Source organism: Micromonospora sp. LOL_013 (genome assembly GCF_048060315.1).
Taxonomy (GTDB): domain Bacteria; phylum Actinomycetota; class Actinomycetes; order Mycobacteriales; family Micromonosporaceae; genus Micromonospora_E.
Genome location: NZ_JBHMIQ010000006.1, coordinates 120,082 through 143,341, shown reverse-complemented (window position 1 = coordinate 143,341; position 23,260 = coordinate 120,082). Strand labels below are relative to the sequence as shown.

Annotated in this window: 18 protein-coding genes and 1 tRNA gene; 11 read left to right on the top strand and 8 right to left on the bottom strand. The window is 71.8% G+C overall.

Features of this window, described 5'->3' with window-relative positions:
• Complete coding sequence (locus tag ACFHWS_RS06360; protein WP_416556956.1) at positions 1-1,488, bottom strand: FGGY family carbohydrate kinase; 1,488 nt, start codon at positions 1,486-1,488, stop codon at positions 1-3.
• A 269-nt stretch (positions 1,489-1,757) separates the two neighbouring features.
• Positions 1,758-4,469: a CHAT domain-containing protein gene (locus ACFHWS_RS06355; protein ID WP_416556957.1), complete on the bottom strand. Its 2,712-nt coding sequence runs from the start codon at positions 4,467-4,469 to the stop codon at positions 1,758-1,760.
• Between the two features lie 190 nt (positions 4,470-4,659).
• Between ACFHWS_RS06355 and ACFHWS_RS06350 the strand changes: the two genes are divergently transcribed.
• From ACFHWS_RS06350 to ACFHWS_RS06340, 3 genes are read left to right on the top strand one after another with little or no spacing between them, the layout of a single operon-like run.
• Entirely contained in the window at positions 4,660-5,979 is a 1,320-nt protein-coding gene (locus ACFHWS_RS06350; protein WP_416567802.1) for a S8 family peptidase, read from the top strand.
• Complete coding sequence (locus tag ACFHWS_RS06345) at positions 5,976-6,647, top strand: RNA polymerase sigma factor (protein WP_416556959.1); 672 nt, start codon at positions 5,976-5,978, stop codon at positions 6,645-6,647. The genes ACFHWS_RS06350 and ACFHWS_RS06345 overlap by 4 nt, the downstream gene beginning before the upstream one ends.
• Positions 6,622-7,086 carry a hypothetical protein gene (locus ACFHWS_RS06340; RefSeq protein ID WP_416556960.1) on the top strand — a complete coding sequence of 155 codons (465 nt, stop codon included), beginning with the start codon at positions 6,622-6,624 and terminating at the stop codon, positions 7,084-7,086. The genes ACFHWS_RS06345 and ACFHWS_RS06340 overlap by 26 nt, the downstream gene beginning before the upstream one ends.
• Before the next feature lie 77 nt (positions 7,087-7,163).
• Here ACFHWS_RS06340 and ACFHWS_RS06335 read toward each other — a convergent pair whose 3' ends face one another.
• Entirely contained in the window at positions 7,164-8,207 is a 1,044-nt protein-coding gene (locus tag ACFHWS_RS06335; RefSeq protein WP_416556961.1) for a hypothetical protein, read from the bottom strand.
• A gap of 289 nt (positions 8,208-8,496) precedes the next feature.
• Between ACFHWS_RS06335 and ACFHWS_RS06330 the strand changes: the two genes are divergently transcribed.
• The 3 genes from ACFHWS_RS06330 to ACFHWS_RS06320 all read left to right on the top strand — a co-directional run bounded on the left by ACFHWS_RS06330 (position 8,497) and on the right by ACFHWS_RS06320 (position 10,759).
• Positions 8,497-9,990 (top strand): fibronectin type III domain-containing protein, encoded by a 1,494-nt coding sequence (locus tag ACFHWS_RS06330; protein ID WP_416567801.1) that lies wholly within the window; start codon positions 8,497-8,499, stop codon positions 9,988-9,990.
• A 233-nt stretch (positions 9,991-10,223) separates the two neighbouring features.
• Positions 10,224-10,499 (top strand): type II toxin-antitoxin system Phd/YefM family antitoxin, encoded by a 276-nt coding sequence (locus tag ACFHWS_RS06325; protein WP_416556963.1) that lies wholly within the window; start codon positions 10,224-10,226, stop codon positions 10,497-10,499.
• Entirely contained in the window at positions 10,496-10,759 is a 264-nt protein-coding gene (locus ACFHWS_RS06320; protein ID WP_416556964.1) for a Txe/YoeB family addiction module toxin, read from the top strand. The genes ACFHWS_RS06325 and ACFHWS_RS06320 overlap by 4 nt, the downstream gene beginning before the upstream one ends.
• A 24-nt stretch (positions 10,760-10,783) precedes the next feature.
• On the opposite strand, the gene ACFHWS_RS06315 is transcribed toward ACFHWS_RS06320, so the two are convergent.
• The 4 genes from ACFHWS_RS06315 to ACFHWS_RS06300 all read right to left on the bottom strand — a co-directional run bounded on the left by ACFHWS_RS06315 (position 10,784) and on the right by ACFHWS_RS06300 (position 13,510).
• Positions 10,784-10,855, bottom strand: a tRNA-Arg gene (locus ACFHWS_RS06315).
• A gap of 113 nt (positions 10,856-10,968) precedes the next feature.
• The gene (locus ACFHWS_RS06310) at positions 10,969-11,664 is read right to left on the bottom strand and encodes a winged helix-turn-helix domain-containing protein (RefSeq protein ID WP_416556965.1); all 696 of its coding nucleotides are present in this window, start codon (positions 11,662-11,664) and stop codon (positions 10,969-10,971) included.
• Positions 11,665-11,882: 218 nt separating this feature from the next.
• On the bottom strand, positions 11,883-12,629 hold the full coding sequence (locus tag ACFHWS_RS06305; protein WP_416556966.1) for a DUF305 domain-containing protein: 747 nt from the start codon (positions 12,627-12,629) through the stop codon (positions 11,883-11,885).
• Positions 12,626-13,510 carry a DUF3105 domain-containing protein gene (locus tag ACFHWS_RS06300; RefSeq protein WP_416556967.1) on the bottom strand — a complete coding sequence of 295 codons (885 nt, stop codon included), beginning with the start codon at positions 13,508-13,510 and terminating at the stop codon, positions 12,626-12,628. The genes ACFHWS_RS06305 and ACFHWS_RS06300 overlap by 4 nt, the downstream gene beginning before the upstream one ends.
• Before the next feature lie 105 nt (positions 13,511-13,615).
• Between ACFHWS_RS06300 and argS the strand changes: the two genes are divergently transcribed.
• The 4 genes from argS (at position 13,616) to thrC (ending at position 19,177) form a co-directional block, all read left to right on the top strand.
• Positions 13,616-15,280 carry an arginine--tRNA ligase gene (gene argS, locus ACFHWS_RS06295; RefSeq protein WP_416556968.1) on the top strand — a complete coding sequence of 555 codons (1,665 nt, stop codon included), beginning with the start codon at positions 13,616-13,618 and terminating at the stop codon, positions 15,278-15,280.
• A 53-nt stretch (positions 15,281-15,333) separates the two neighbouring features.
• The gene (lysA, locus tag ACFHWS_RS06290) at positions 15,334-16,719 is read left to right on the top strand and encodes a diaminopimelate decarboxylase (protein ID WP_416556969.1); all 1,386 of its coding nucleotides are present in this window, start codon (positions 15,334-15,336) and stop codon (positions 16,717-16,719) included.
• Between the two features lie 63 nt (positions 16,720-16,782).
• The gene (locus ACFHWS_RS06285) at positions 16,783-18,087 is read left to right on the top strand and encodes a homoserine dehydrogenase (protein WP_416567800.1); all 1,305 of its coding nucleotides are present in this window, start codon (positions 16,783-16,785) and stop codon (positions 18,085-18,087) included.
• A 40-nt stretch (positions 18,088-18,127) separates the two neighbouring features.
• On the top strand, positions 18,128-19,177 hold the full coding sequence (gene thrC / locus ACFHWS_RS06280; protein ID WP_278171212.1) for a threonine synthase: 1,050 nt from the start codon (positions 18,128-18,130) through the stop codon (positions 19,175-19,177).
• Here the strand turns inward: thrC and ACFHWS_RS06275 are convergent.
• The gene (locus tag ACFHWS_RS06275) at positions 19,145-19,669 is read right to left on the bottom strand and encodes a MarR family winged helix-turn-helix transcriptional regulator (protein WP_416567799.1); all 525 of its coding nucleotides are present in this window, start codon (positions 19,667-19,669) and stop codon (positions 19,145-19,147) included. The genes thrC and ACFHWS_RS06275 overlap by 33 nt on opposite strands.
• Positions 19,670-19,821: 152 nt before the next feature.
• Here ACFHWS_RS06275 and ACFHWS_RS06270 point away from each other — a divergent pair, with 152 nt between their 5' ends.
• Positions 19,822-23,199, top strand: a complete 3,378-nt coding sequence (locus tag ACFHWS_RS06270) for an efflux RND transporter permease subunit (protein ID WP_416567798.1) — start codon at positions 19,822-19,824, stop codon at positions 23,197-23,199.
• The last annotated feature ends 61 nt before the right edge of the window (positions 23,200-23,260 follow it).

Here is a 23,260-nt window from a genome sequence, read left to right as displayed (position 1 = left end):
TCAGTCGCCGATGTCCGGAAGGTCAGACACCCGGCCGACCCTGGACCGCGCAACGGCTGCGGCCCACTCGGTGCGGCGCCGACCCCGGGCCTCGGCCGCCATGGTGGGCTCGACGAGCATGCCTGCAGACACCGCCGCGTCGGCGTCGGCCAGGCCGAGCGACTGCCGGGCGAGCGTCGCGGCGCCCAGCGCGGACGTGTCCACCGCGTCGGCCACCCGAACCGACCGGCCCAGCAGATCGGCCTGCAACCGCATGAGCCGGCCGCTGGCGGTGGCGGCACCGTCGGTGTGCAGCATGTCGATCGCGGTCGAGTTGACCTCGATCGCCTCGAGCACGTCGGTGACCTGGTGGGCGACGCTCTCCAGGGCAGCCATCGCCAAGTGGGCCCGATCGGTGCCGCCGGTGATACCGGTGAGGATGCCGGTCGCGGACCGGTCCCAGTACGGGGCGCCGAGACCCGAGAACGCCGGTACGAAGTGCACGCCGTCGGCGTCGTCGACCGCGTCGGCGACCTTCTCCAGCTGCCCTACGTCGGGCAGGCCGAGAGTACGGGCCATCCAGGCGAGCGCGGCGCCGGACGCGATGATGTTGCCCTCTCGGGCATAGGTCGGCTTGTCCGTCAGCCAGGCCAGCGTTGTGGCCACCCCGGCGGACGGGACGTCGGGGTGCGCGACCGCCGCCATCACGGAGGTCCCGGTGCCGTAGGTGGCCTTCGCTGTACCGGGCAGGTGACAGCCGTGCTGGTACAGCGCGGCGTGCGAGTCCGCAAGCACTGCGGCGACCGGCAGCTTCGCCGGCAGTACGCCGAGGTCGGCGGTGACCCCGAAGCCCGCGTCGGAGGCGCGCACGGGGGGCAGAACCGCGCGGGGTACGCCGAACGCGGTCAGTAGGTCCGTGTCCCAGTCCAGCGTTGTGAGGTCGTACAGCAGCGTTCGGGAGGCGTTGCCGGCCTCGCAGGCGAACACTGCCCCACCGGTGAGGTTCCAGACGAGCCAGGCGTCGACCGTGCCCACGACGATCCCGGCCCGTTCTGCCGCACCGGGTTCGGTCAGGCCTGCCGCCGCCAGCAGCCAGGCCATCTTGGGCGCGGAGAACATCGGGTCCAACGGCAGTCCGGTCCGCTGGCGTACGGTTTCGGCCAGCCCGGCGGCGGTCAGCTGCCGGCACTTGTCGTCCGCTCGGGCGTCCTGCCAGCTGAGCACTGGGCCGATTGGCCGGCCGGTGCGGCGGTCCCACCCGACGACGGACTCCCGCTGGTTGGACACGGCGACTGCGGTCGGGGTCGGGCCACCTGCGGCGTCGAGGCAGTCCCGTACCGCGATCAGGACACTGCGCCACAGCTCCTCCGCGTCCTGTTCGACCCAGCCTGGGCGAGGGAAGGTGACGCCTGCCGAGGCCGACGCGCGGCTGAGCACCGTCCCGGAACCGTCGACGAGCAACGCCTTCGTGTTGGTGGTGCCCTGGTCCACCGACAGGATCGTGTCCATCGTCACCTTCTGGATATCTATTCACTATTGAATCAAGTGTCATCAGGTTACGGCCCCGTGACCACCACGTGTCAAGAGCCGGCTGCGTACCCGTTACTGCACGATCTGTGTCCGCTGGCGGCGTTCACCGGTCAGTGGCAGGCTGGGTGAGACCGGCGGGGTCGGCCAGCGGCGTCGCTCGTCAGCTAACCGGAGGTCCGCTACGGTGGCAGGCGAACTGGGCGACCCCTCGGCAACGCCAACGGCGGAGCGGCCGACGGCACCTCGGCTCAACCGGCGCCGAAGCAGACGAACGCGGCGGCCGTCGCGTGCCGGGCCCCGACCGCACCGTCCGGGTCCGCGGCGAACGCCCGCTGTGCCCGGGCCAGCGCCACCGCTGGCGCATGCCCGGCCAGCATCTCGCGGTGCAACTCAAGCATCAGCGCGGTGGTCAGCTCGCCCGGCACCGGCAGCACCGTCGCGATCAGACAGCGGGCGCCCAGCGCCAGCAGCACCGCGGTGAAGCCCATCACCTCGTCGCCGGGGCGGACCCCGGCCAGCCCGGAATCACAGGCCGACAACACCACGCAACCGGGCGGACTAGTAATTCGCTCCAGTTCGTACGCGGTCAACGGTCCGTCGGCCAGCTCCAGCGTGGAGAACAGCGGGTTGTCCGCCCGGAACCGCCCGTGCGCGGCGATGTGCGCCAGCCCAGTGCCGTTGAGCGCCGCGGTTACCGCGTCGGCGGTGGCGGCGGCCCTGGTGAGCACGCGGGAGCCGGGCAGCACCGCACCGAGCTGCCGCACCTCGGTCTCGGCAGCCGGCAGTCGCGGCCCGGCCACCAGTACCGCCGGCCCGCCGGCCGGCTGCGGGTCCACCCCGCCGGCCCGCCGGCCGGCGGCCCGCAGCCACGCCGTCGCCGATGGCGCCACCGTCACCGCCCGGCCCGCACAGGTCGGCAGACCCGACCACGGTACGGCGTGCAGCTCGCCGATCGGCACGATCACCAGCGGACGGTCGGCGATCAGCTCGCGTACCGGATCGAAGAGTTGCCGGTCCAACGCGCCGGCGGTGTGCCGTACCCCGGTCCGGGCGTCGGCGCTGTCGCCGGTGGTGACCAGCCGGCGCAACCCGAACCGGTGCAGCCGGGCCGCCCGTACCGCGTCGGCCAGCGGTCCGAGGTCGTGCAGCGTCGGCCGGCCGTCGCGGACCAGCACCGCGAGCAGCCGCCCGCCGTGCGTCACCAGTTCCAGCAGTACGGCGGCACCGAGCGCCGCGGCGAGGTCGGTGACCCCGGGCGGCGCGTGCAGTTCGCCGCCACCGTTGACCCCTCGGGCCAGCTCCCGGATTCGCTGCTCCAGCCGGGCCTGACTGCCGCGTAGCGTCTGGACCGGGTTACCGGCCAACAACGCGTCCTCAAGTGCGGCACTGACCATCCGCAGCTCGGTCAGCGCGGTGGCCAGGTCCGGGTCCGGTGGCGGTGAGACCCGTCGCATCCGTAGCGCATTGGCCCGCCACCGCTCCGCCCAGGTCAGCACTTGCGCCGGTGCGCCCCGCCGGACGGCGATGTCCAGGCCTTCGGCGGCCAGTTCCTTGCCGTACGTCCCGCTGTTGGCCCGCAGTTCGGTCGCGCCGAGCGAGGCGCGGTGCCCGTCGAGTACCGCCAGACCGTGGCGCAGCGCACGGGCCGCCCCGGACTCGTCGCCAGCCAGCCGGTGGCGTAACGCCAGGGCGTACCACCCCTGGGCCCGGCGGGGCGCGGTACCCCGCCGCCGGGCGTCCGCGGCGACCTCCAGCAGTTCGACCGCCCGGCTGTGCCGGCCCAGCGCAGTGGCCAGCCGGGCGGCCTCGATCCTGGTGGTCAGCGCAGGTCCGGGCCAGCCGGTGGCGTCGAGCTGGTCGGCGGTACGGATCATCGCGGCGAGCAGTGCGGGGGACCGGGTACCCCGGGCGTACCCGGCCCGCAGCTCGACGTGCCGGGCGAGGGTGGCCCAGGCCCGCCGGCCTTGCCGTCGGAACCGGCTGCGCGCCGCACCGGCGGTGTCGGCTGCGGTGGCCAGGTCGCCGGCGAGCAGCGCGGCACGCGCCTGGGCGAGCAGCGCCTCGGCCAGGTCGGAGGCCATCCCGAGCCGGCGCAGCTCGGTCACGGCGGTCTCGGCCACCGCGACCGCCTCGTCGATCAAGGGAACGGACAGCAGCAGCTCGAAGCGGTCCAGCAGCAGCGCGGGGCGGGGCACCGCGAGCCGGCGGTACTCGGTGTCGACCTCGGCGAAGCAGTGCAGCGCGCCGGCCACGTCGCCGCGTTGTCCGGCGGCGATGCCGCTGTTCCACCGGGCGTCGGCGGCGGCCAGGTCCAGCCCGAGTTGACTGAAGATGGCCGCAGCGCGGCTCAGGTCGTCGTCGGGGCCCCGGCCACCGCGAGCCGTACGGCGGCCATCGGACGGACCGTCGGGGTCTCCGTCATCGGCATCGGGGTCTCCGGCGCCGGCGTTGAGGTGGGCGTTGAGTAGCCCTCGGTTGTTGCGGGCGCGCGCCTCCAACAGCAGGTCGCCCTCGCGGCGGGCGATCTCCACCGCATGGTCGTAGTCGCGGACCGCTTCGTCGAACCGGCCCCGGTAGTGCAGTACCACGCCGCGCTGCATCCGGGCTCGGCCGGCGTCGGCGCCGGTCAGCTGCGGTAGGGCCAGGGTGACGACCCGCAGCGCGGCGGTGGTCCGACCGGCACTGGCCAGGACGTAGCCGAGGCTCATCCGGGCCAGCGCCCGCAGCCGGGCGTCGTCCCCAGCCCGTACCGCCCGGCGCAGATGGCGTGCCGCGCCGGTCAGGTCGTTGAGCTCGCGCAACGCCAGTCCGATTGCACGTTCCGCAGTGGACCGGGTGCGGGCGTCAGGTGCATCGGCGAGCACCCGGTGGGCGATCGAGATGGCCTCGTGTGGGTAGCGCTGGACGGTGTCCAGGGCCCGCTGTGCCAGGTCGACACCGGAATCGGTGCGTTCGGTCACGAGAGAGAGAATTCCCCACCTGTGCGCCCTAGGTCAACGCCGGCACCCGGCCGCCAGTCATTTAATTGACACCTAACTATCCTTTGAAATAGTCGTGTCGGTCCCGTAACCTTTTGTGGTCGCCCTCGTGGTGCCGGCCCCGTCTCCCACCCGCTTGGAGGGTCAGGTGTCGTCCGACCACCGTCACCCCATGCCGGGTCTTCCCGGGCAGGTCTCCCGTCGGCGGCTGATGGGGTGGTCCGCGCTGGCCGCCGCGCTGCTGCCCCTCGGCCCGACGACCAACTGGTCACGCCTGACCGGCCGGACCGGCGTGCCCGGACCCGTCGACCCGTCCCTCGACCAGAGCTACCAACGGGCGTTCCTGGAGACCCTGGCCGCCCACCCGGCGGTACGGCGGCACACCGCGGCAGCCGGCGCGGAGTTCCTCTACCGTCCCCGGCAACTCCTGGTAGCCCCGGCCGACATGGAACGGGTGACGGCCCGGCTGCGCGCCAACGGCCACCAGGTCACCGAGGACGAGGGCTTCGCTCATGTCGGCCGACTGCGCTTCGGCCGGGAAACCGACGTCCCGGCCGTGGTCGACCAGCTCCGCGACCCGCGCCAGTGGCCCGGCGGGCGGGCCCCGCAGGTGCAGCCGCACCACGTCCTGCTCGGATTCGGCAACATCATGGGCAACCCCAACGGGCCACCACGGGCCGCGGCCGCGCTGCCACCGCCGGACCCGGCCCGGCTCGGTGAAGGGGCTGACGTGACGGTCGGCGTCTGCGACACCGGCATCTGGCGGCTGGCCGGCGACGTGCACCCGGACTGGCTCGGCGGCAGCTACCTGCCGGAGACCGACGACGAGGACCCGCTGTACCTCGGCGGCACCCAACTGGCCCTGCAGGGCGGGCACGGCACCTTCGTCGCCGGTGTCGTACGGCAGGCCGCCCCCGGCGTACGGGTCGACCCGGAGTCGGCACTGGACGCCAACGGCATCGGCGACGAGGAGAGCCTGATCGCCGCGATCGGCCGGCTCGGTCCGCAGGTGTCGGTCATCAACCTCTCCCTCGGCTACTTCACGCAGCACGACCAGCAGCCGTTGCCGCTGGCCAACGCCGTCGCCGCGCTGCCCAAGACGACGGCGGTGGTCGCCGCCGCCGGCAACGCCGGCACCAGCCGCCCGTCCTGGCCGGCGGCGCTGTCCGGTGTGCTGGCCGTCGCCGCCCTCGACGCGACCGACGGCGTCCCGGTGCCGGCCGACTACAGCAGCCACGGCTCCTGGGTGGACGCCAGCACGTACGGCGACCGCACCAGCACGTACGTCGACGGGGAGATGGTACTGCCCGGCCAGCCGGTGCTGCACTTCGACGGTTTCGCCGCCTGGGCCGGCACCTCCTTCGCCACCGGCCACGTCTCCGGTCGGCTCGCCGCCCTGATGACCGGCACCGGGCTGGACGCGGCGGCCGCCGCGTCGGTGCTGACCGCCGGTCCGGCCTGGCACCCCGACTACGGCGTGCTGGTTGAATGAGCAGCCCCGACGCCATCCCCGACCCGGCGCCGGCTACCGTCCCCGACCTGGTTTCCGCTGCCGCCGCCGGCGACGAGACCGCCTGGGCCGCGCTGGTCCACCGGTACGGCCCGCTGGTGGCGGCGGTGATCCGCAGCTACGGGCTCGGCCACGCCGACGCCGCCGACGTCAACCAGACCGTCTGGCTGCGGCTGGTCGAGCACCTCGGCCGGCTGCGCGAGGCACACGCTCTGCCCGCGTGGCTGGTGACCACCACCCGACGGGAGTGTCACCGAATGCTGCGGCTCGGTCGGCGTACGCAGCCGTTCGACCCGTACGACGAGTCGACCGACGCGCATGTCGGCGTCTTCCGGCTGGTCGACCGGACGACTCCCGACGAGGATCTGCTCCGGGACGAGCGGCGCCAGGCGCTGCGTGACGCGCTCGCCGAGTTGCCGCCGCGCTGCCGGGAACTGCTCACGCTACTCGTCGCCGACCCGCCGGCCAGCTACCGTGAGATCGGCGAGCAACTCGGCATGCCCACTGGAAGTGTCGGCCCGACCCAGGCCCGATGCCTGGCGAAGCTGCGCAACTGCCCAGCCCTCGCCCCGTACGTCAGGATCGGCCCGCCCGGGGAGCAGCAGGGGAACGGAGGTGAACGTGATGCGGCAGTGGCCACCAAACAGTGACGACGAGCTGCTGATCGAGCTGGGTGCCGCCCTGCGCGACTCCGGACCGGTGCCGGAGCACTTCCTGGCCGCGGCACTGGCCGCGTTCAGCTGGCGGACCGTCGACGCCGAGCTGGCGGTCGCCGAGCTGACCTTCGACTCGGCTTGTGACCTGGAGCCGGTCGGGTCGACCCGGTCCGGCGGTACCGACCGGACCCTGACCTTTCGGTCCGGTCCGGTGGTCCTCGCCGTCGAGGTCACCGCGAGCGGGGCGGTCGGGCAGCTCTCCCCGGCCGCGCCGGGCCGGCTCAGCGCCCGGTCCGCCGCCGGGCAGTACGAGGACGTGCCGGTGGACGAGGCCGGATTCTTCTCGATGGGTGTACCGCCGACCGGCCCGGTGCAGCTGCGGGCCAGCACCGCGACGTACAAGGTCCGGACCTGCTGGGTCAGCCTGCGCTGAGCCAGCAGATCCGGAACCTCGTCGGGACGGAGGTCACGGGTCCCGGACGCCACCTCCGTCCCTGCCCTCCGAGGTGGCTAACGGTCCTGCTTGTTGACGGTTACGTCGTAGCGCACACCGCCCAGGTCGGCCCGGTCGGAACCGTCCGCATCGGGGCCGAACTGCGTCACCATCACGGCGATCGGCTTCTCGACCGGGTTGGTGGCGGTGAACATCAGCCGCATGGTCAGCCGTTCGTTGCCGCGTAGCATCAGGTTGTCCAGACTGGCCTGGCCCGGGTCGACGATCTCCACCCGGTTGCGGCCCGCTTCCCGGATGCCCTTGCCGGCCATGCCGCCCTCGACCCAGCGGGCGAACAACGTCGGCCCGAGATCCACCACGAGCCGTCCACCGGCGGTACGCAGCGGCGCGCCGTCCTCGCTGAAGACCACGCTGTTGCGGGTCGGCTGCCGCAGGACGTTGCCGATCGCGAACGGCCGGACCTCGGTCTGCCCGTTGGTCGACAGCGCCACCGAGTCGACGTTGCGCCAGGCGATGTTGTTGTTCTGCCGGGTGTTCACACTGTTGCTCGGACCCTCGAAGGTCATCGGGTCGTTGGGGGAGACCCAGCGGGCGAGCAGGCAGAAGTGCCCCGGGCCGGGGACACCGTTCCAGGGGATGGTAACGGTGGTGACTCCGGCGTAGACCGGCACCGTCATCCAGCCGATCTCGGTCCAGTGGGTGGGCCAGGTCGCGCCGCCGCCCGGCGTGGTCCGGTAGACGTGGATCTCACCCTGCTCCATGCCACCGGAACCGTACGGGCCGGGGTTGCGCAGCTTGATGAAGATGTAGTTGGTCTGCCCGACGATCGGGTTCTGGCTGGTCGCGCACTCGACGGCGGTGGGGCATACCTTGATGTCAGGGCTCGCCCAGATCGGGCTCAGCCCGTGCGGTTGGATGCCGACGTCCGCCGGATGGTCCTTCATGTAGACGTCGACGGGTGCGGCGGCGGCACCGCGGTCGGTCGAGCGGTCGAGTGCCGCCGCCGTGGCCGAGGTGACCGGGAGCAGCAGCGCCAGCGTCGCCGTGCCGATCAGTGCGAGTGTGGATCTGCGTACGCGTTGCCTCAGGCGCGTGGACAAGGTTTCCTCCCGAAGGGGTAGGAGTGTGGCGACCGCCGTGGTGCCGACGGTCGCGGGGTGGACACTTCTACCGAGAGGGATCGACGCTGAAAAATACTTTGGCCGGGCTCGGTTCGTTGTCAGATGGTGGAAATCAGTCGGAAACTCGGGCAGGGCGGTCGTTCCGTGACGGGTGCGAGCCGCAGTGATCTCCGCCAGTGTGGCCCGCGCTTGACATGGTGCCGACGCACGGGTTCCCTAGGTGTCATCGATCGAAGTCGATGACGATCGGTGTCAATGGAGGGAAGTCATGCCCGCCCCGTCCCACTGGCGCGGCGCCGCCGCGCTGACCAGCGCCGCGCTCATCGCCGCCATCGCGCTCGGCGCATCCCCCGCCGTCGCGCGGTACGACGGACCGGCCGGCCCGACGACCCCGACCGCGCTGTGGGCCAGCACCAACGGCGTCGCGATCAACCTGACCTGGCAGCAACCGCCCACCGGGCCACGGGTCCACTCCTTCCGGGTGTACGAGGGCGGAGACGTGGTCGCCCGCACCAGCACCACCTCGACGACGATGAACGTGCCCTTCGGCTCGTCGCACACGTACACCGTCACCGCCGTCGACCGGCACGGGCGGGAGTCGGCGCCGACCGACCCGGTAACCGGCCGCTCCTGGCTCTCCGGGGTCAACCCGGAGTGCCTGCCGACCCCGACCCTGCCGATCACCGTCACCGCCGCCACCGCGTCGGCGGTCTCGCTCTCCTGGCCCCGGCACCCGCTCGGCGGCGAGCTGGACCTGCGGGTGAACGGCGTCAGCTTGGGCTGGACGTCGCTGACCAGCGCCCGGGTCGGCGGTCTGGCGCCCGCCACCGATCACCAGATCCAGCTCTTCCGGCTCAACCAGTGCAGCCCCGGATCCACCGAACTGGTCGGCTCGACCAGCGCCACGACCGCCGCCGGCGATCCCGCGCGGCACGCCCCGCCTGCCGGCCTGACAGTCACCGGGCGCACCGACACCACGATCAGCCTGGCCTGGACCGCGCCGGCCGGAGCGCCGCCGGACCGGTACGCGGTCTACGAGGGCGGCACCCGGGTCGCCTCCAGCGTCGGCACCACCGTCACCGTCCAGCGGCTCTTCCACGCCACCTGGCACCGCTTCACCGTCGCCGCGCTCGATCCCGCCGGCAACGAGTCGGCGCACAGCCCAGCGGTGTCGGCTGGGACCGAGACCTGCCTGAGCAGTCCGCCCCGGCCGGTCGGGCTGGCGGCGACCGCGCTCTCCCCGTCGTCGGTGCGGCTGGGCTGGACCTTCGACGCCGTCGCCACCTCGTACACCGTCTGGGACGGTGACACGGCGGTCGCCATCTCCCGCTACCCGGAGACGGTGGTCTCCGGGCTGCCGTCGGCGTCCCGGCATGTCTACCGGGTCAGCGCGACCCTTTCCCGGTCCTGTGGCGAGACCCCGCGCTCCGCCCAGGTGCGGGTCACCACCGCGCCCGGTCCCGCCGCCCGGCCGGCGGCGCCGGCGTCGCTCGAGGTGACCGGCAACGCCCCCGGCGCCTGGCTCACCGACGCTCGGCTCACCCTGGCGTGGTCCGCCTCCACCGGGGGCGAGCCTGCCGTCAGCTACCGGGTGTACGAGGGCGCGACCGTCGTCGGCGCGACCGACGGGACCCAGCTGACGCTGGCGGTGGGCGGGGCGACCTGGCACACGTACACGGTGGTCGCCGTCGACGCCGCCGGCAACGAGTCGGCGGCCAGTCCGTCGGTGACCGCACAGGGCATGTTCTATCCGCCGCCGTAGCGCAGGCGACGCCGCCCAAGCGGGTTCCGGCCGAGGTCGGGCACGTGGCGGGCGGGTCCGACAGGGCCCAGACGAGTCGGGTGAAGTCGTGTGACGCGCTGGTACTGGGTTGTTCCCACCTGCTGCGGCCAAGCTCGGCATCCGCGTACGCTGCCACTCAGCAGCAGGAGTCGTACAAGATTCCAGTACGACAGTGGTACCGTATTCCTGTACCGGCTGGAAGGAGCGCAACCATGTCCATCAGCGCAAGCGAAGCACGGCAGCGCCTGTTCCCCCTTATCGAGCGGGTCAACGACGACCACGACCCGATACGCATCAGCTCGCGCAGCGGGGACGTGGTGCTCATGTCGGCGGAGGACTACGACGCCTGGCAAGAAACCGTGTACCTGCTTCGGTCTCCCGGGAATGCGAGGCGGCTCATGGAAGCTGTCGCCCGGGACCGAGCGGGCGGCCCCTCGATTGCCAAGACCATGGACGAGCTTCGGGAGTTGGCCGGGGGCGAGGAGTGAGGGGGGTCAACTTCGACCCCGACGCATGGGAGGACCTGCTCTTCTGGCTCGCCTCGGATCGGAAGAAGGCGCGCCGGATCACCCGTCTGATCGGCGAGATCCAGCGTGACCCGTTTACCGGTGTCGGCAAGCCGGAGCCCCTGAGAGGCGACCTGTCCGGCTACTGGTCGCGGCGGATCGATGACGAACAACGCCTGGTGTACCGGGCCGACGAGAAGGAAGTGAAGATCATCAAGGCCCGGTACCACTACAGCGACTGACCGGCGCGGCGCAGTCCTGTGAAGTGCCCCCGGCAGGATTCGAACCTGCGCTCCCGCCTCCGGAGGGCGGTGCTCTATCCCCTGAGCTACGGGGGCTCAGCGACCCAGGAAGATTAGCAAACCCAGCACCGGGTCGCCGAATCGGTATCCGCCGTGTCCGGTCCCGGCCGGCGCGGTGGTCCGGTCGCCGGCCGGGACGCCGGAGTTGCTCAGGCCGACCGGGCCGGGCGGGCGCAGCTGGGCAGCAGGTGCGTGACGATGCTCCGGGGCAACCGGCGGGGCAGTTCGGAGCTGGCCCAGGAGCCGTCCACCACGAGATGCGCCCCGCGCCGGTCCGGTCCGCACAGCCGCAGCAGGAACTCGCGCGGCAGCGGCGGATCTATCGACGGGGTCAGGATCATGAACCGGACCTGGCCGCGTACCGAGGCGGCCGACAGCACGTCGGCGGCCGGGGTGGTGCCGTGCAGCCGGGTCCGCCCGAGCCACCACAGGTCCGTCCGGTGCTCCCGGGCCGCGTGCAGCACCGTCGGGTAGACCCGCTCGACCCACTCGTTGACCGCATCGACGCAGAGCCCGCAGGCGCGTTCCTCCGGCCGCCGGGGTGCCAGCCCCCAGGCGTCCAGGTAGTGGCCGACGTCGGTCGGGCTCAGCGTCAGCCCGAACCGCCGCTCGATCAGCGTCGCGACGGTACGCCGGCTCCACAGCTCGTCGTCCAGCGCGTGGTCCTCCGGCCATCGGCCCCGCAACAGGTCGATCAGCTCGAGTTCCTGCTCCGGTGTCAGCCCGCCAGCGTCACCGGTGGGTGATCCGCGACGGCGGGCCGCCACCGCGCCGTCACCGCCGAGCGTATGCCGTCGGCACCAGCTCGTGATCGATCTCCGAGTATCGCTAAGAAGTGCCCCCACGTCAGGACCAACGAGGCTGTATCAGGACGGTAGCGATATGTGCCTAGAAAACGTCTGAGACGGTAGAGTCCGGCAAAGCACGCGAAGTCATGGTATAAACAGACATACCTGACCGAGTGTATCGGGAGTCGAGCAGATACGACGCCGCCCGCCCCAGCGAAGGCCGGGACGGGCGGGTGAAGTTGGCAGGCGTAGGGCCGCCGTCGGGTGGTGTGGTGTCAGCCGCCGACCTTGGACTGCAGGGTACGGATCAGCTCGATCTCCTTCTGCTGGCCGCTCACCATCGACTCGGCCAGCCAGCGCACGTCCTCGTCGTCGGAGAGCTCGAGCACCCCGTCGGCCATGTGGATGCCGCCCAGGTGGTGGGTGAGCATCAGCGACAGGTACAACCGGTCCACCTCGGCGCCGGTCGCCGCCCTCAGTTCGGCGCGCTGCGCGTCGGTGGCCATCCCCGGCATCAGACCGTCGACCACCGCCCACTCGCCGGTGGTCTCCATCCAGTCCATCCGGGGCTGGGTGCCGGTCGGCTCTAGGCCCCACTCGCGTAGCCAGGTCTGCATCATGCCGATCTGGCTCTGCTGGGTCAGCGCGATGTCGCTGGCGAGGGTTCGCACCGCCGGGTTCTCGCTGCGCTCCAGCACGATCATCGACATCTCCACGGCCTGCGCGTGGTGGGTCGACATGTCCCGGGCGAACCCGGCCTCCGGCGAGGTGTCGCCGGGACGCAGTAGACCGGGGGTGAGCAGGCCGGCGGCGTACCCGAGCAGGAGACCGACCACGACGGCCGCAGCCAGCCACGCGGTGCCGAACCGGCCAGGACGGCTGGTTGCGGCCGCATCGCCACCGTGCGGCGGATCGGTCGGATCCCCGCCGGCCGGGTCGGCCGGCCGGTCCTGCGTCGCCGGCCCGTCGACGGGCTCCCGCGCGGCGTCGGCCATCGCGTCCGTCTTCGTCCTGGTGGTCATGACCCAGCGCCGCCGTCCATCTGCTGTTCCTGGGTGCCGATATCGCGCGGGGTGGTGCCGGTGGCGGTGATCCCACGGGAGCAGGTGGCGCCCGGCTCGACGGTGGCGTTCTGGCGCAGCGCCCGAATAAACTCGTCGATCCGCGGGTCGTTGACGTCGTCGACAGCGAGCTGGTAACCCCACGCCTGCAGCGAGACCGCCGACTCCAGGCCTTCGAACGGGCTCATCATTGTGTACTCGTTGCCCCGAATCTTGCCGGCCAGCGTCTCGACCTGGTCGGCGGGCAGACCCTCCTGGTAGGTGAGCCAGACCGCGCCGTGCTCGAGGCTGTGCACGGCATGCTCGTTGGCGATGGGCGCGTCGTAGACGTCGCCCATGCAGTTCTGCCAGTTCGGGTTGTGGCTGCTGCCGACCGGCGGCTGGATTTCGTACTCCAGCGGGCCCCACTCGTGTGACTGCTTGCCGGCCATCGGGTCCAGCGCCGGAGGGTTGGACTCCCGGTAGTTGACCAGTTCGGTGATGTCCGAGGCGCGGTCCTGCCACGACCGGGCCTCCTGGGAGACCGCGTAGGCCCCGTACCCGATGATCGCGGTGGCCAGCACCCCGACGCCGACCATCAGCGCGATCGGACCCCAGTTGCGCTCCTGGGTGACCTTGACCGGTTTGACCGGCTTGCGGCCGCCCTTGCCGGCCTTACCGCTGGTCTTGCCGCCGCCGGTCCGGGCGGCCGTGGCACCACCGCCCCGGCCGCTCGCCGGTTTGCCCTTCGCCGGCTTGCCCGCGGCCTTATCGTCGGTCCGGGGCTTGCCGCCGGCCGCCGGCTTGCCGGTGCTGACCACGGAGGGGTTGCGGTTGTCGCCACCCTGGGTGCTTATGCTCATGGTGTGGTGCCTCGTCAGGTCGGTCGGTCAAGGGGCATTCAGCGGGGACACAGCAGGTGAGGGTCGCCGCCAAGGCCACGAGTCTACCCCCGGTAACATGCTTTGGTGACTCCCGCCAATCTCGCTGAGCTCGTCCGCGCCACGGCCCGGTCGGTCTTCGTCGACCGTGACCTCGATCTATCTTTACTCCCCGACGTGGTCACCGTCGAGCGCCCACGCAACCCCGACCACGGCGACTACGCCTCGAACCTGGCGTTGCAATTGGCGAAGCGAGTCGGCACCGCCCCACGTGAGCTGGCCGCCGCGCTGGCCGCCGCGCTCAGCGAGGCCGACGGGATCGCCTCGGTGGAGATCGCCGGGCCGGGCTTCCTGAACATCCGACTCGACTCGGCCGCCGCCGGGGCGCTGGCCCGCACCGTGGTCCTGGCCGGCCGGGAGTACGGCCACAGCACGCGTCTGGCCGGCCGCCGGCTCAATCTGGAGTTCGTCTCGGCCAACCCGACCGGCCCGGTGCACCTCGGCGGCACCCGCTGGGCCGCCGTGGGCGACGCGCTCGCCCGGATCCTGCGGGCCACCGGGGCCGACGTCGGCACCGAGTACTACTTCAACGACGCCGGCTCCCAGATCGACCGGTTTGCCAAGTCGTTGCTGGCCGCCGCGCGGGGCGAGGCGGCGCCCGAGGACGGGTACGGCGGGGCGTACATCGCCGACATCGCCGGTGCCGTGGCAGCCAAGCACCCGCAGGTCCGCGACCTCGACGACGACGCCGCCCGGGAGCTGTTCCGGGTCGAGGGCGTGGCGCTGATGTTCGACGAGATCAAGGCGTCGCTGGCCGGGTTCGGGGTGCACTTCGACACGTACTTCAACGAGAAGGACCTGCACGCCCGGGGTGAGCTGGAGCTGGCGTTGACCCGGCTGGGCGAGCAGGGGCGCACCTACCAGCGCGACGGCGCGACCTGGCTGCGCAGCACCGACTTCGGCGACGACAAGGACCGGGTGCTGCGCAAGTCCAACGGCGAGTGGACCTACTTCGCCGCCGACTGCGCCTACTACCTGGACAAGCGGGAGCGCGGCTTCGACCAGGTCGTGATCATGCTCGGTGCCGACCACCACGGCTACATCGGCCGGCTGCGGGCGATGGCGGCCTGCTTCGGCGACGACCCGGATCAGACTCTGGAGATCCTGATCGGGCAGCTGGTGAACCTGGTGCGTGAGGGGACGCCGGTGCGGATGTCCAAGCGGGCCGGCACCGTGGTCACCCTGGAGGACCTGGTCGAGGCGATCGGCGTCGACGCCGCCCGGTACGCGCTGGCCCGCTACTCGTCCGACTCGCCGATTGACATCGACGTGGAGCGGTGGACCCGGGCCAAGAACGACAACCCGGTCTTCTACGTGCAGTACGTGGCCGCCCGGACGGCCAGCGTGGCCCGCAACGCCGCCGAGGTGGGGCTGCAGCGGGGCGCACCGGACGACTTCCGGCCCGAGCTGCTCGACCATGAGAAGGAGAATGAGCTGCTCAAGGCGCTCGGCGAGTTTCCGGGAGTGGTCGCCTCCGCCGCCGACCTGCGCGAACCGCACCGGATCGCCCGCTACCTCGAGGAGCTGGCCGGGGCGTACCACCGGTTCTACGACAAGTGCCGGATCATGCCGCTCGGCGACGAGGAGATCACCGACCGGCACCGGGCCCGGCTGTGGCTCAACGACGCCACCCGTACGGTGATCGCCAACGGCCTGGACCTGCTCGGCGTCTCGGCGCCCGAGCGGATGTGACCCGGCCGACAGACCCAGACTCAGATCCATGAACGACGAAGGACGGTAGAGCCGTGCGCGCACACGAGGCCGGGGCCCTGCACGGTGACCTCGGCAGCCGGGGGCCGGGCTGGCTGCGTACCCCCGACGACGTCAACACTCTGCTGCCACAGCTGTGGCCGCGGACGGTGACCCGGACGGACACCGGGTCGATCACCGTCGGCGGCCGGGACGTGCGGGACCTGGCCGCCGAGTACGGCACCCCGGCGTACCTGCTCGACGAGGACGACCTGCGGGCCCGCTGCCGCGACTTCCGGGCCGCCTTCGCCGGCCAGGACGTCTACTACGCCGGCAAGGCGTTCCTGTGCCGGGCGGTGGTGCGTATCGTCGCCGAGGAAGGCCTGCACCTGGACGTCTGCACCGGCGGTGAGCTGGCCGTCGCGCTGTCGGCCGGGATGCCGCCGGAGCGGATCGGCCTGCACGGCAACAACAAGAGCATCGCCGAGCTGACCCGGGCCCTCGACGCCGGGGTGGGCCGGATCATCGTCGACTCGTTCGACGAGATCGACCGGCTGACCACCCTGGCCCGGGACCGGGGCGTCCGGCCGAAGGTGCTGGTCCGGGTCACCGTCGGGGTCGAGGCGCACACCCACGAGTTCATCGCCACCGCCCACGAGGACCAGAAGTTCGGCTTCTCCCTGGCCGGCGGGGCGGCGTTCGAGGCAGCCGCCCGGATTCTCGACGAGGGGGTGCTGGAGCTGTGTGGGCTGCACTCGCACATCGGTTCGCAGATCTTCGACGCCGGCGGCTTCGAGGTGTCCGCCCGGCGGGTACTGGCGCTGCAGGCGCAGATCCGCGACGCGCGCGGCGTCGAGCTGCCCGAGCTGGATCTCGGCGGCGGGTTCGGCATCGCCTACACCACCCAGGACGACCCGGCGCCGGCCCACGACCTGGCCAAGCGGATGAACAAGATCGTCGACGGTGAGTGTGAGGCGTTGCGGCTCGCCGTGCCGCACCTGTCGGTCGAGCCGGGCCGGGCGATCATCGGCCCGGCGGTGTTCACCCTCTACCAGGTCGGCACCGTCAAGGACGTCGACGGCATCCGGAGCTACGTCAGCGTCGACGGTGGGATGAGCGACAACATCCGTACCGCCCTCTACGACGCCTCCTACTCGGCGACGGTCGCCTCCCGGGCGTCGACCGCGGCGCCGATCCTCGCCCGGGTCGTGGGAAAGCATTGTGAGTCCGGGGACATCGTGGTGAAGGATGAATTCCTGCCCGCCGACGTGCAGCCGGGAGATCTTCTCGCGGTGCCGGGCACGGGGGCGTACTGCCGGAGCATGGCGAGCAACTACAACCATGTGCCCCGGCCGCCGGTTATCGCGGTCCGCGACGGAGCGGCCCGGGTGATCGTCCGTCGGGAGACCGAGGCCGATCTGCTGGCACTGGACGTGGGATAGCGCCGCAGGTGGCGGGACGACGTGGATAGCGCGCGGCGCGCGGTCGCGAGGTATGGGGTGAGCATGGGTAAGTTGGTACGGCTGGCGTTGCTGGGCTGCGGCACGGTGGGCTCCGAGGTGGTGCGGCTGCTGCACGAGCAGGCCGCCGACCTCGCTGCCCGGGTCGGGGCGCCGATCGAGATCGCCGGGGTCGCGGTCCGCCGGCCCAACCGGGCCCGTGGTGACCTGCCGGTCGACCCGGCGCTGTTCACCACCGACGCGCTGGGCCTGGTCAAACGGGACGACGTCGACGTGGTGGTCGAGGTGGTCGGCGGCATCGAACCGGCCCGGACCTGGCTGGTGGAGGCGCTGCGCAGCGGCAAGAGCGCGGTCACCGCCAACAAGGCGCTGCTCGCCGAGGACGGCGGCACCCTGCACGACGCCGCCGCCGAGGGCGGTGCCGACCTGTTCTACGAGGCGTCGGTGGCCGGCGCCATCCCGCTGCTGCGCCCGCTGCGTGATTCGCTGCACGGCGACTCGATCACCCGGGTCACCGGCATCGTCAACGGCACCACCAACTTCATCCTCTCCGCGATGGACGCCACCGGGGCCGGGTTCACCGAGGCGTTGGAGGAGGCGACCGCCCTCGGGTACGCCGAGGCCGACCCGACCGCCGACGTGGAGGGGTTCGACGCCGCCGCCAAGGCAGCCATCCTGGCCTCGCTGGCCTTCCACACCCGGGTCGGCGCCGACGACGTGCACCGCGAGGGGATCACCGAGGTCAGCGCCGCCGACATGGCCAGCGCCAAGGCGATGGGCTGCACCATCAAGTTGCTCTGCATCGCCGAGCGGGGCCCGGGTGCCGACGGCGCCGAGTCGGTCAGCGTCCGGGTCCACCCGGCGATGATCCCGCGCAGCCATCCGCTGGCCAGCGTCGGCGACGCGTTCAACGCGGTCTTCGTCGAGGCGGTCGCGGCCGGGCAGTTGATGTTCTACGGCCGGGGCGCCGGTGGGGCGCCGACCGCCAGCGCGGTGCTCGGCGACATCGTCGCGGTGGCCCGCAACCGGCTCGCCGGGGTGCACACGGCCAGCGAGTCCGCCTACGCCGACCTGCCGATCCGGCCGATGGGGGAGGCGGTCACCCGCTACCACATCAGCCTCGACGTGGCCGACCGGGCCGGGGTGCTGGCCGCCGTCGCCGGGGTGTTCGCCCGGCACGACGTGTCGATTGCCACCGTGCGCCAGTCCGGCCGGGACGCCGACGCCAGCCTGGTGATCGTCACCCACCGGGCGCCGGACGCCGCCCTCGCGGCCACCGTCGAGGAGCTGCGCGGCCTGGACGTCGTCCGTTCCATCGCCAGCGTGCTGCGGGTCGAGGGCGGCCAGTAGCCGCCGGTACGCTGTGCCGGCGCGAACCGAGGAGGTTGTCATGTGGCGGGGTCTGATCGAGGCGTACCGGGACCGGTTGCCGGTCACCGACGCCACGCCGGTGATCACCCTCTACGAGGGCAACACGCCGCTGCTGCCCGCGCCGGTGCTCTCCGCCCGGGTCGGCGCCGACGTCTACCTCAAGGTCGAGGGGGCCAACCCGACCGGGTCGTTCAAGGACCGGGGCATGACGATGGCGGTCTCCAAGGCGGTCGAGGAGGGCAACAAGGCGATCATCTGCGCCTCGACCGGCAACACCAGCGCGTCGGCCGCCGCATACGCCGCCCGCGCCGGCCTGACCTGCGCGGTGCTCGTGCCGCAGGGCAAGATCGCGCTCGGTAAGCTCGCCCAGGCACTGGTGCACGGTGCCCGCCTGCTACAGGTCGACGGCAACTTCGACGACTGCCTGTCGATGGCGGCCAAGCTGGCTCAGGACTACCCGGTGGCGCTGGTCAACTCGGTGAACATCTTCCGGCTGCACGGGCAGAAGACCGCCGCGTTCGAGATCGTCGCCGGGCTCGGCGACGCCCCGGACATCCACTGCCTTCCGGTCGGCAACGCCGGCAACATCAGCGCCTACTGGATGGGCTACCTGGAGGACGTCGAGGCCGGCAACGCCACCCGCGCCCCGAAGATGTACGGCTTCCAGGCGTCGGGTGCCGCCCCGATCGTCTCCGGCGAGGTGGTCCGCCAGCCGTCGACGATCGCCACCGCGATCCGGATCGGCAACCCGGCGAGCTGGACCAAGGCGCTCGACGCCCGGGACGCCTCGGGGGGTCTGATCGACGCGGTCACCGACCGGGACATCCTGGCGGCGTACCGGCTGCTGGCCCGGGAGGTCGGGGTCTTCGTCGAGCTGGCCAGCGCGGCCAGTGTCGCCGGGCTGCTGCAGGCCGCCGCCGCCGGCAAGGTACCGGCCGGTGCCACCGTGGTCTGCACGGTCACCGGGCACGGTCTGAAGGACCCGGAGTGGGCGATCTCCACCGCTCCGGCGCCGACCACCATCGGCAATGATCCGCTACTCGCGGCACGTGCTCTCGACCTGGCCTGAGGACGTCGCCGGTCGGGTGTGACGCGGCTCGACCTGGGCCGTGTCGGTTTCGGCCAGGTCGGCTTCCGCGGCGTCGACCAGCAGCCGGGTCGCGACGGCTACGGTACGCAGCTCGTCGGTGTCCAGCCGGGCCAACAGCCGGGCCTGGCGGTCGGTGCCGGCGGTGACGATCCGGTCCATCAGCTGCCGCCCGTCGTCGGTCAGCTCGATCCGGCGGACCCGCCGGTCCCGGGGGTCCTCCCGGCGGCCGACCAGCCGGTGGGCCGCGAGCCGGTCGACGATGCCGGTGACGGTGGCCATCCGTACCCCGAGCACCTGGCTAAGCTCCTGCCCCGAGGCGCTGCCGTGCAGGTAGAGCAGGAGCAGTATCTTCAGCTGCGGCACGGTGAGGTGTGAGTCGAACAGCGGGTCGGAACGGTCGGAGGCGAACAGGAGCTGCAGCCGGCGATGGGTCGCCATGATCTGGTCGATCAGTTCGTCCCGCTGGGCCACCTGCGCTCCCTCTGGTCCGGCACGGTGGCGGGCCGGCTGCCCGCCGTGCGCAGACGTTATCCCAACAACTTTGTGTGACGCTAACTGTTAGCCTTGGTCGAATTAATTCCCGTCGTCCCGCCGCCGGACTCTTTTCAGGAGTGAGCCCGCACATGTCGTTGCTCGCCAGACTCAGCCTCGCCAACCGAGGGCTCGTGGCGCTCGTCGCGGTCGTGATCACGATCTTCGGCGCCGTCACCATCCCGACGCTCAAACAGCAGCTTTTGCCTTCGTTGGAGTTCCCGGCCGCGTTCATCAGCGCGGTCTACCCCGGCGCGGCACCGGAAATCGTCGAATCGCAGGTGACCGAGCCCGTCGAGAACGCCATCTCGGGCGTCGCCGACCTCGAGAGCGTCACCTCCACCTCCAGCGAGAGCTTCGCCACCGTGCAGGTCGAGTTCGCCTTCGGCACCGACCTGACCAGCGCCGTGAACGAGCTGGAGACCTCGATCAACCGGATCCAACTGCCCGACGGTGTGGAACCGGCCGTCTTCGCCGGCAGCACCGACGACCTGCCGGCTGTGGTGCTCGCCGCCACCGGCGCCGGCGGACCGGGGCTCGCCGGACGTCTCGACGAGGTCGTGCTGCCCCAGCTGGAAGCCATCGAGGGGGTACGCGCCGTCGACGTCACCGGCGCCGGTGAACAGATCGTCTCGATCACCCCCGACTACGCCGCGCTGGCCGACGCCGGTCTCGACCCGAGCGCTATCGGCAACGCCCTGCGGGTCAACGGCGTCACCATCCCGGCCGGCTCCCTCACCGACGGCGACGAGAGCCTGACCGTCCAGGTCGGCACCAGGATCGATGCACTGAGCGATCTCGCCGGGATCTACCTCACCGCATCCGGCCGGCCGCCGGTACGGCTCGACGACGTCGCCGAGATCAGCGAGCAGACCGCCCCCGCCACCTCGATCACCAGGACCAACGGCGCGGACAGCCTCGGGATCGCGGTGACCGCCGGCCCCGACGGCGACGCGGTCGGCATCTCGCACGAGATCCGGGACCGGCTCGACGAGCTGGGCGCGGCCGCCGACACCGAGTTGATCGTGGTGTTCGACCAGGCACCGTTCGTGGAACGCTCGATCGAGGCGCTCACCACCGAAGGCCTGCTCGGCCTGGTGATGGCGGTCCTGGTCATCCTGGTCTTCCTGCTGTCGATTCGGTCCACCGTGGTCACCGCGGTCTCCATCCCGCTGTCGGTGCTGATCGCGTTGATCGCCCTGTGGGTCGGCGACTACTCGCTCAACCTGCTCACCCTCGGCGCGCTGACCATCTCGGTCGGCCGGGTGGTGGACGACTCGATCGTGGTGCTGGAGAACATCAAACGACATCTGGAGTACGGCGAGGACCGGCGCACCGCGATCCTGACCGGGGTCCGGGAGGTGGCCGGCGCGGTCACCTCGTCGACCCTGGCGACCGTCGCCGTCTTCGCCCCGATCGCGATCGTCGGCGGTTTCGTCGGCCAACTGTTCGCGCCGTTCGCCATCACGGTGACCGTCGCGTTGCTCGCTTCCCTGCTGGTCTCGCTCACCATCATCCCGGTGCTCGCCTACTGGTTCCTCAAGCCGGCCGCCGCCGGCACCGACGTGGAGCGGGTCCGGCAGGAGGCCGAAGCCAAGGAGCTGCGCAACCCGTTGCAGCGCGGCTACCTGCCGGTGATCCGGTTCGCCACCACCCGGCGGTGGGCCACCGTCGGCATCGGGCTGGCGGTGCTGCTCGGCACGTTCGCGCTGAGCACCCGGCTGGAGACCAACTTCATCGACGACGCCGGCCAGGACACCCTGAGCATGCGGCAGGAGTTGCCGGCGGGCACCAGCCTGGCCGCCGTCGACCGGGCCGCCATCTCGGTGGAGCGGGTCCTCGCGCGGACCGACGGAATCGAGTCCTACCAGGTGTCGATCGGCGCGAGCAGCAACCCGTTCGCCGGTGGCGGCGGCAACACCACAGCGAGCTATTCGATCAGCCTGACCGAGGACGCCGACAACATCGCCGTGCAGCAGCAGCTGCGGGACGAGTTCGCTGGCCGCGACGGCCTGGGCGAGATCACGGTCGGGGCGGCCGACGGCGGGCCCGGTGGCGGGAGCGCCAACCAGCTGCAGGTCATCGTGCAGGCCAACGACCCGGACGATTTGGCCACCGCCGCGGAGCGGGTCCGGACCGCGATGTCGCAGACCCCGGACGTCGCCGACGTCACCAGCACCCTGTCCGAGGACGTGACCCGGCTGCAGGTGCAGATCGACCGCGCGGCGGCAGCTCAGGCCGGGCTCAACGAGGCCGCGCTCGGGCAACTCGTCGCCCAGGCCTTCCGCGGCAGCCCGCTGGGAGAGGTCACCATCGACGGCGACCGGATGGACGTTGTGCTCAGCCCGAGCGCCCGGGTGACCTCGGCCGAGGAACTGGCGGCGTTGCCGGTCGGGCCGGCGACCCTCGCCGACTTCGCCGACATCGCCGAAGTCGACGGGCCGGTGCAGATCGACCGGGTGGACGGCGAGCGCAGTGCCACCGTCACCGGCACCGCGACCGGCTCGAACGTCGGGCAGACCAGCGCCGACCTGTCGCAGCGACTGGAGGGCCTGAGCCTGCCGGCCGGTGCGACCTACACCATAGGCGGGGTCAGCGCCGATCAGGCGGAGGCGTTCGCCGACCTCGGGTTGGCCCTGCTCGCCGCGATCGCGATCGTCTTCGTGATCATGGTGGCGACGTTCCGCAGCCTGATCCAGCCGCTGATCCTGCTGGTGTCGGTGCCGTTCGCGGCGACCGGCGCGATCGGTCTGCTGGTCGTCACCGGCACGCCGATGGGTGTGCCGGCGCTGATCGGCGCGTTGATGCTGGTCGGCATCGTGGTGACCAACGCGATCGTGCTGATGGATCTGATCAACCAGTACCGCGAGCAGGGGATGAGCGTCTCCCAGGCGGTGGTCGAGGGCGGCCGACGTCGGCTGCGGCCGATTCTGATGACCGCGATCGCCACCATCTGCGCGTTGACGCCGATGGCGCTCGGCCTGACCGGGGTGGCCGGCTTCATCGGCCAGCCGTTGGCGATCGTGGTGATCGGCGGCCTGTTCAGCTCGACGCTGCTCACCCTGGTCCTGGTGCCGACGCTCTACACCATGGTTGAGGGCGCCAAGGAGCGGCTGCGGCAGCGCCGGGCCACCCGCCGGTCGGCCGGCCCGGCGGGCGATGCGGGCGACGATGCCACGGCACTGGATCGGTCGTCGGGCACCGGCGCCGGCACCGATGCCGTACGAGGCACCGGCGACGACACCGATGCCGTACGAGGCACCGGCGACGCAGCGAATGGCCGCAACGGCTCCGACACCGCCGACACCGCCGACACCGCCGGCCCCGCCAGCCGTACGTCGCCGGTCGCCGCGCCGCCGGCCCGCCCGTCGGCGGCCCTGGTCGACGGCACCGACCAGTTCGAGGTGCTGAAACTGCCGAAGAGCCGCACCTCGCCGCTGCCGCCGACGGATTCGCCGACGGAGAAGTGACCGTGCGGGTCCCCGGGGTGCCGGCCCCGGGGACCCGCGGCGACCCGTCGCGCAGATCACA

Excerpts from the sequence above, each read along its gene's own strand:
- ACFHWS_RS06360 (WP_416556956.1), bottom strand. The coding sequence starts at position 1,488 with ATGGACACGATCCTGTCGGTGGACCAGGGCACCACCAACACGAAGGCG.
- ACFHWS_RS06350 (WP_416567802.1), top strand. The coding sequence starts at position 4,660 with ATGCCGGGTCTTCCCGGGCAGGTCTCCCGTCGGCGGCTGATGGGGTGG.
- ACFHWS_RS06345 (WP_416556959.1), top strand. The coding sequence starts at position 5,976 with ATGAGCAGCCCCGACGCCATCCCCGACCCGGCGCCGGCTACCGTCCCC.
- ACFHWS_RS06340 (WP_416556960.1), top strand. The coding sequence starts at position 6,622 with ATGCGGCAGTGGCCACCAAACAGTGACGACGAGCTGCTGATCGAGCTG.
- ACFHWS_RS06330 (WP_416567801.1), top strand. The coding sequence starts at position 8,497 with ATGCCCGCCCCGTCCCACTGGCGCGGCGCCGCCGCGCTGACCAGCGCC.
- ACFHWS_RS06325 (WP_416556963.1), top strand. The coding sequence starts at position 10,224 with ATGTCCATCAGCGCAAGCGAAGCACGGCAGCGCCTGTTCCCCCTTATC.
- ACFHWS_RS06305 (WP_416556966.1), bottom strand. The coding sequence starts at position 12,629 with ATGACCACCAGGACGAAGACGGACGCGATGGCCGACGCCGCGCGGGAG.
- ACFHWS_RS06300 (WP_416556967.1), bottom strand. The coding sequence starts at position 13,510 with ATGAGCATAAGCACCCAGGGTGGCGACAACCGCAACCCCTCCGTGGTC.
- ACFHWS_RS06285 (WP_416567800.1), top strand. The coding sequence starts at position 16,783 with ATGGGTAAGTTGGTACGGCTGGCGTTGCTGGGCTGCGGCACGGTGGGC.
- thrC (WP_278171212.1), top strand. The coding sequence starts at position 18,128 with ATGTGGCGGGGTCTGATCGAGGCGTACCGGGACCGGTTGCCGGTCACC.
- ACFHWS_RS06270 (WP_416567798.1), top strand. The coding sequence starts at position 19,822 with ATGTCGTTGCTCGCCAGACTCAGCCTCGCCAACCGAGGGCTCGTGGCG.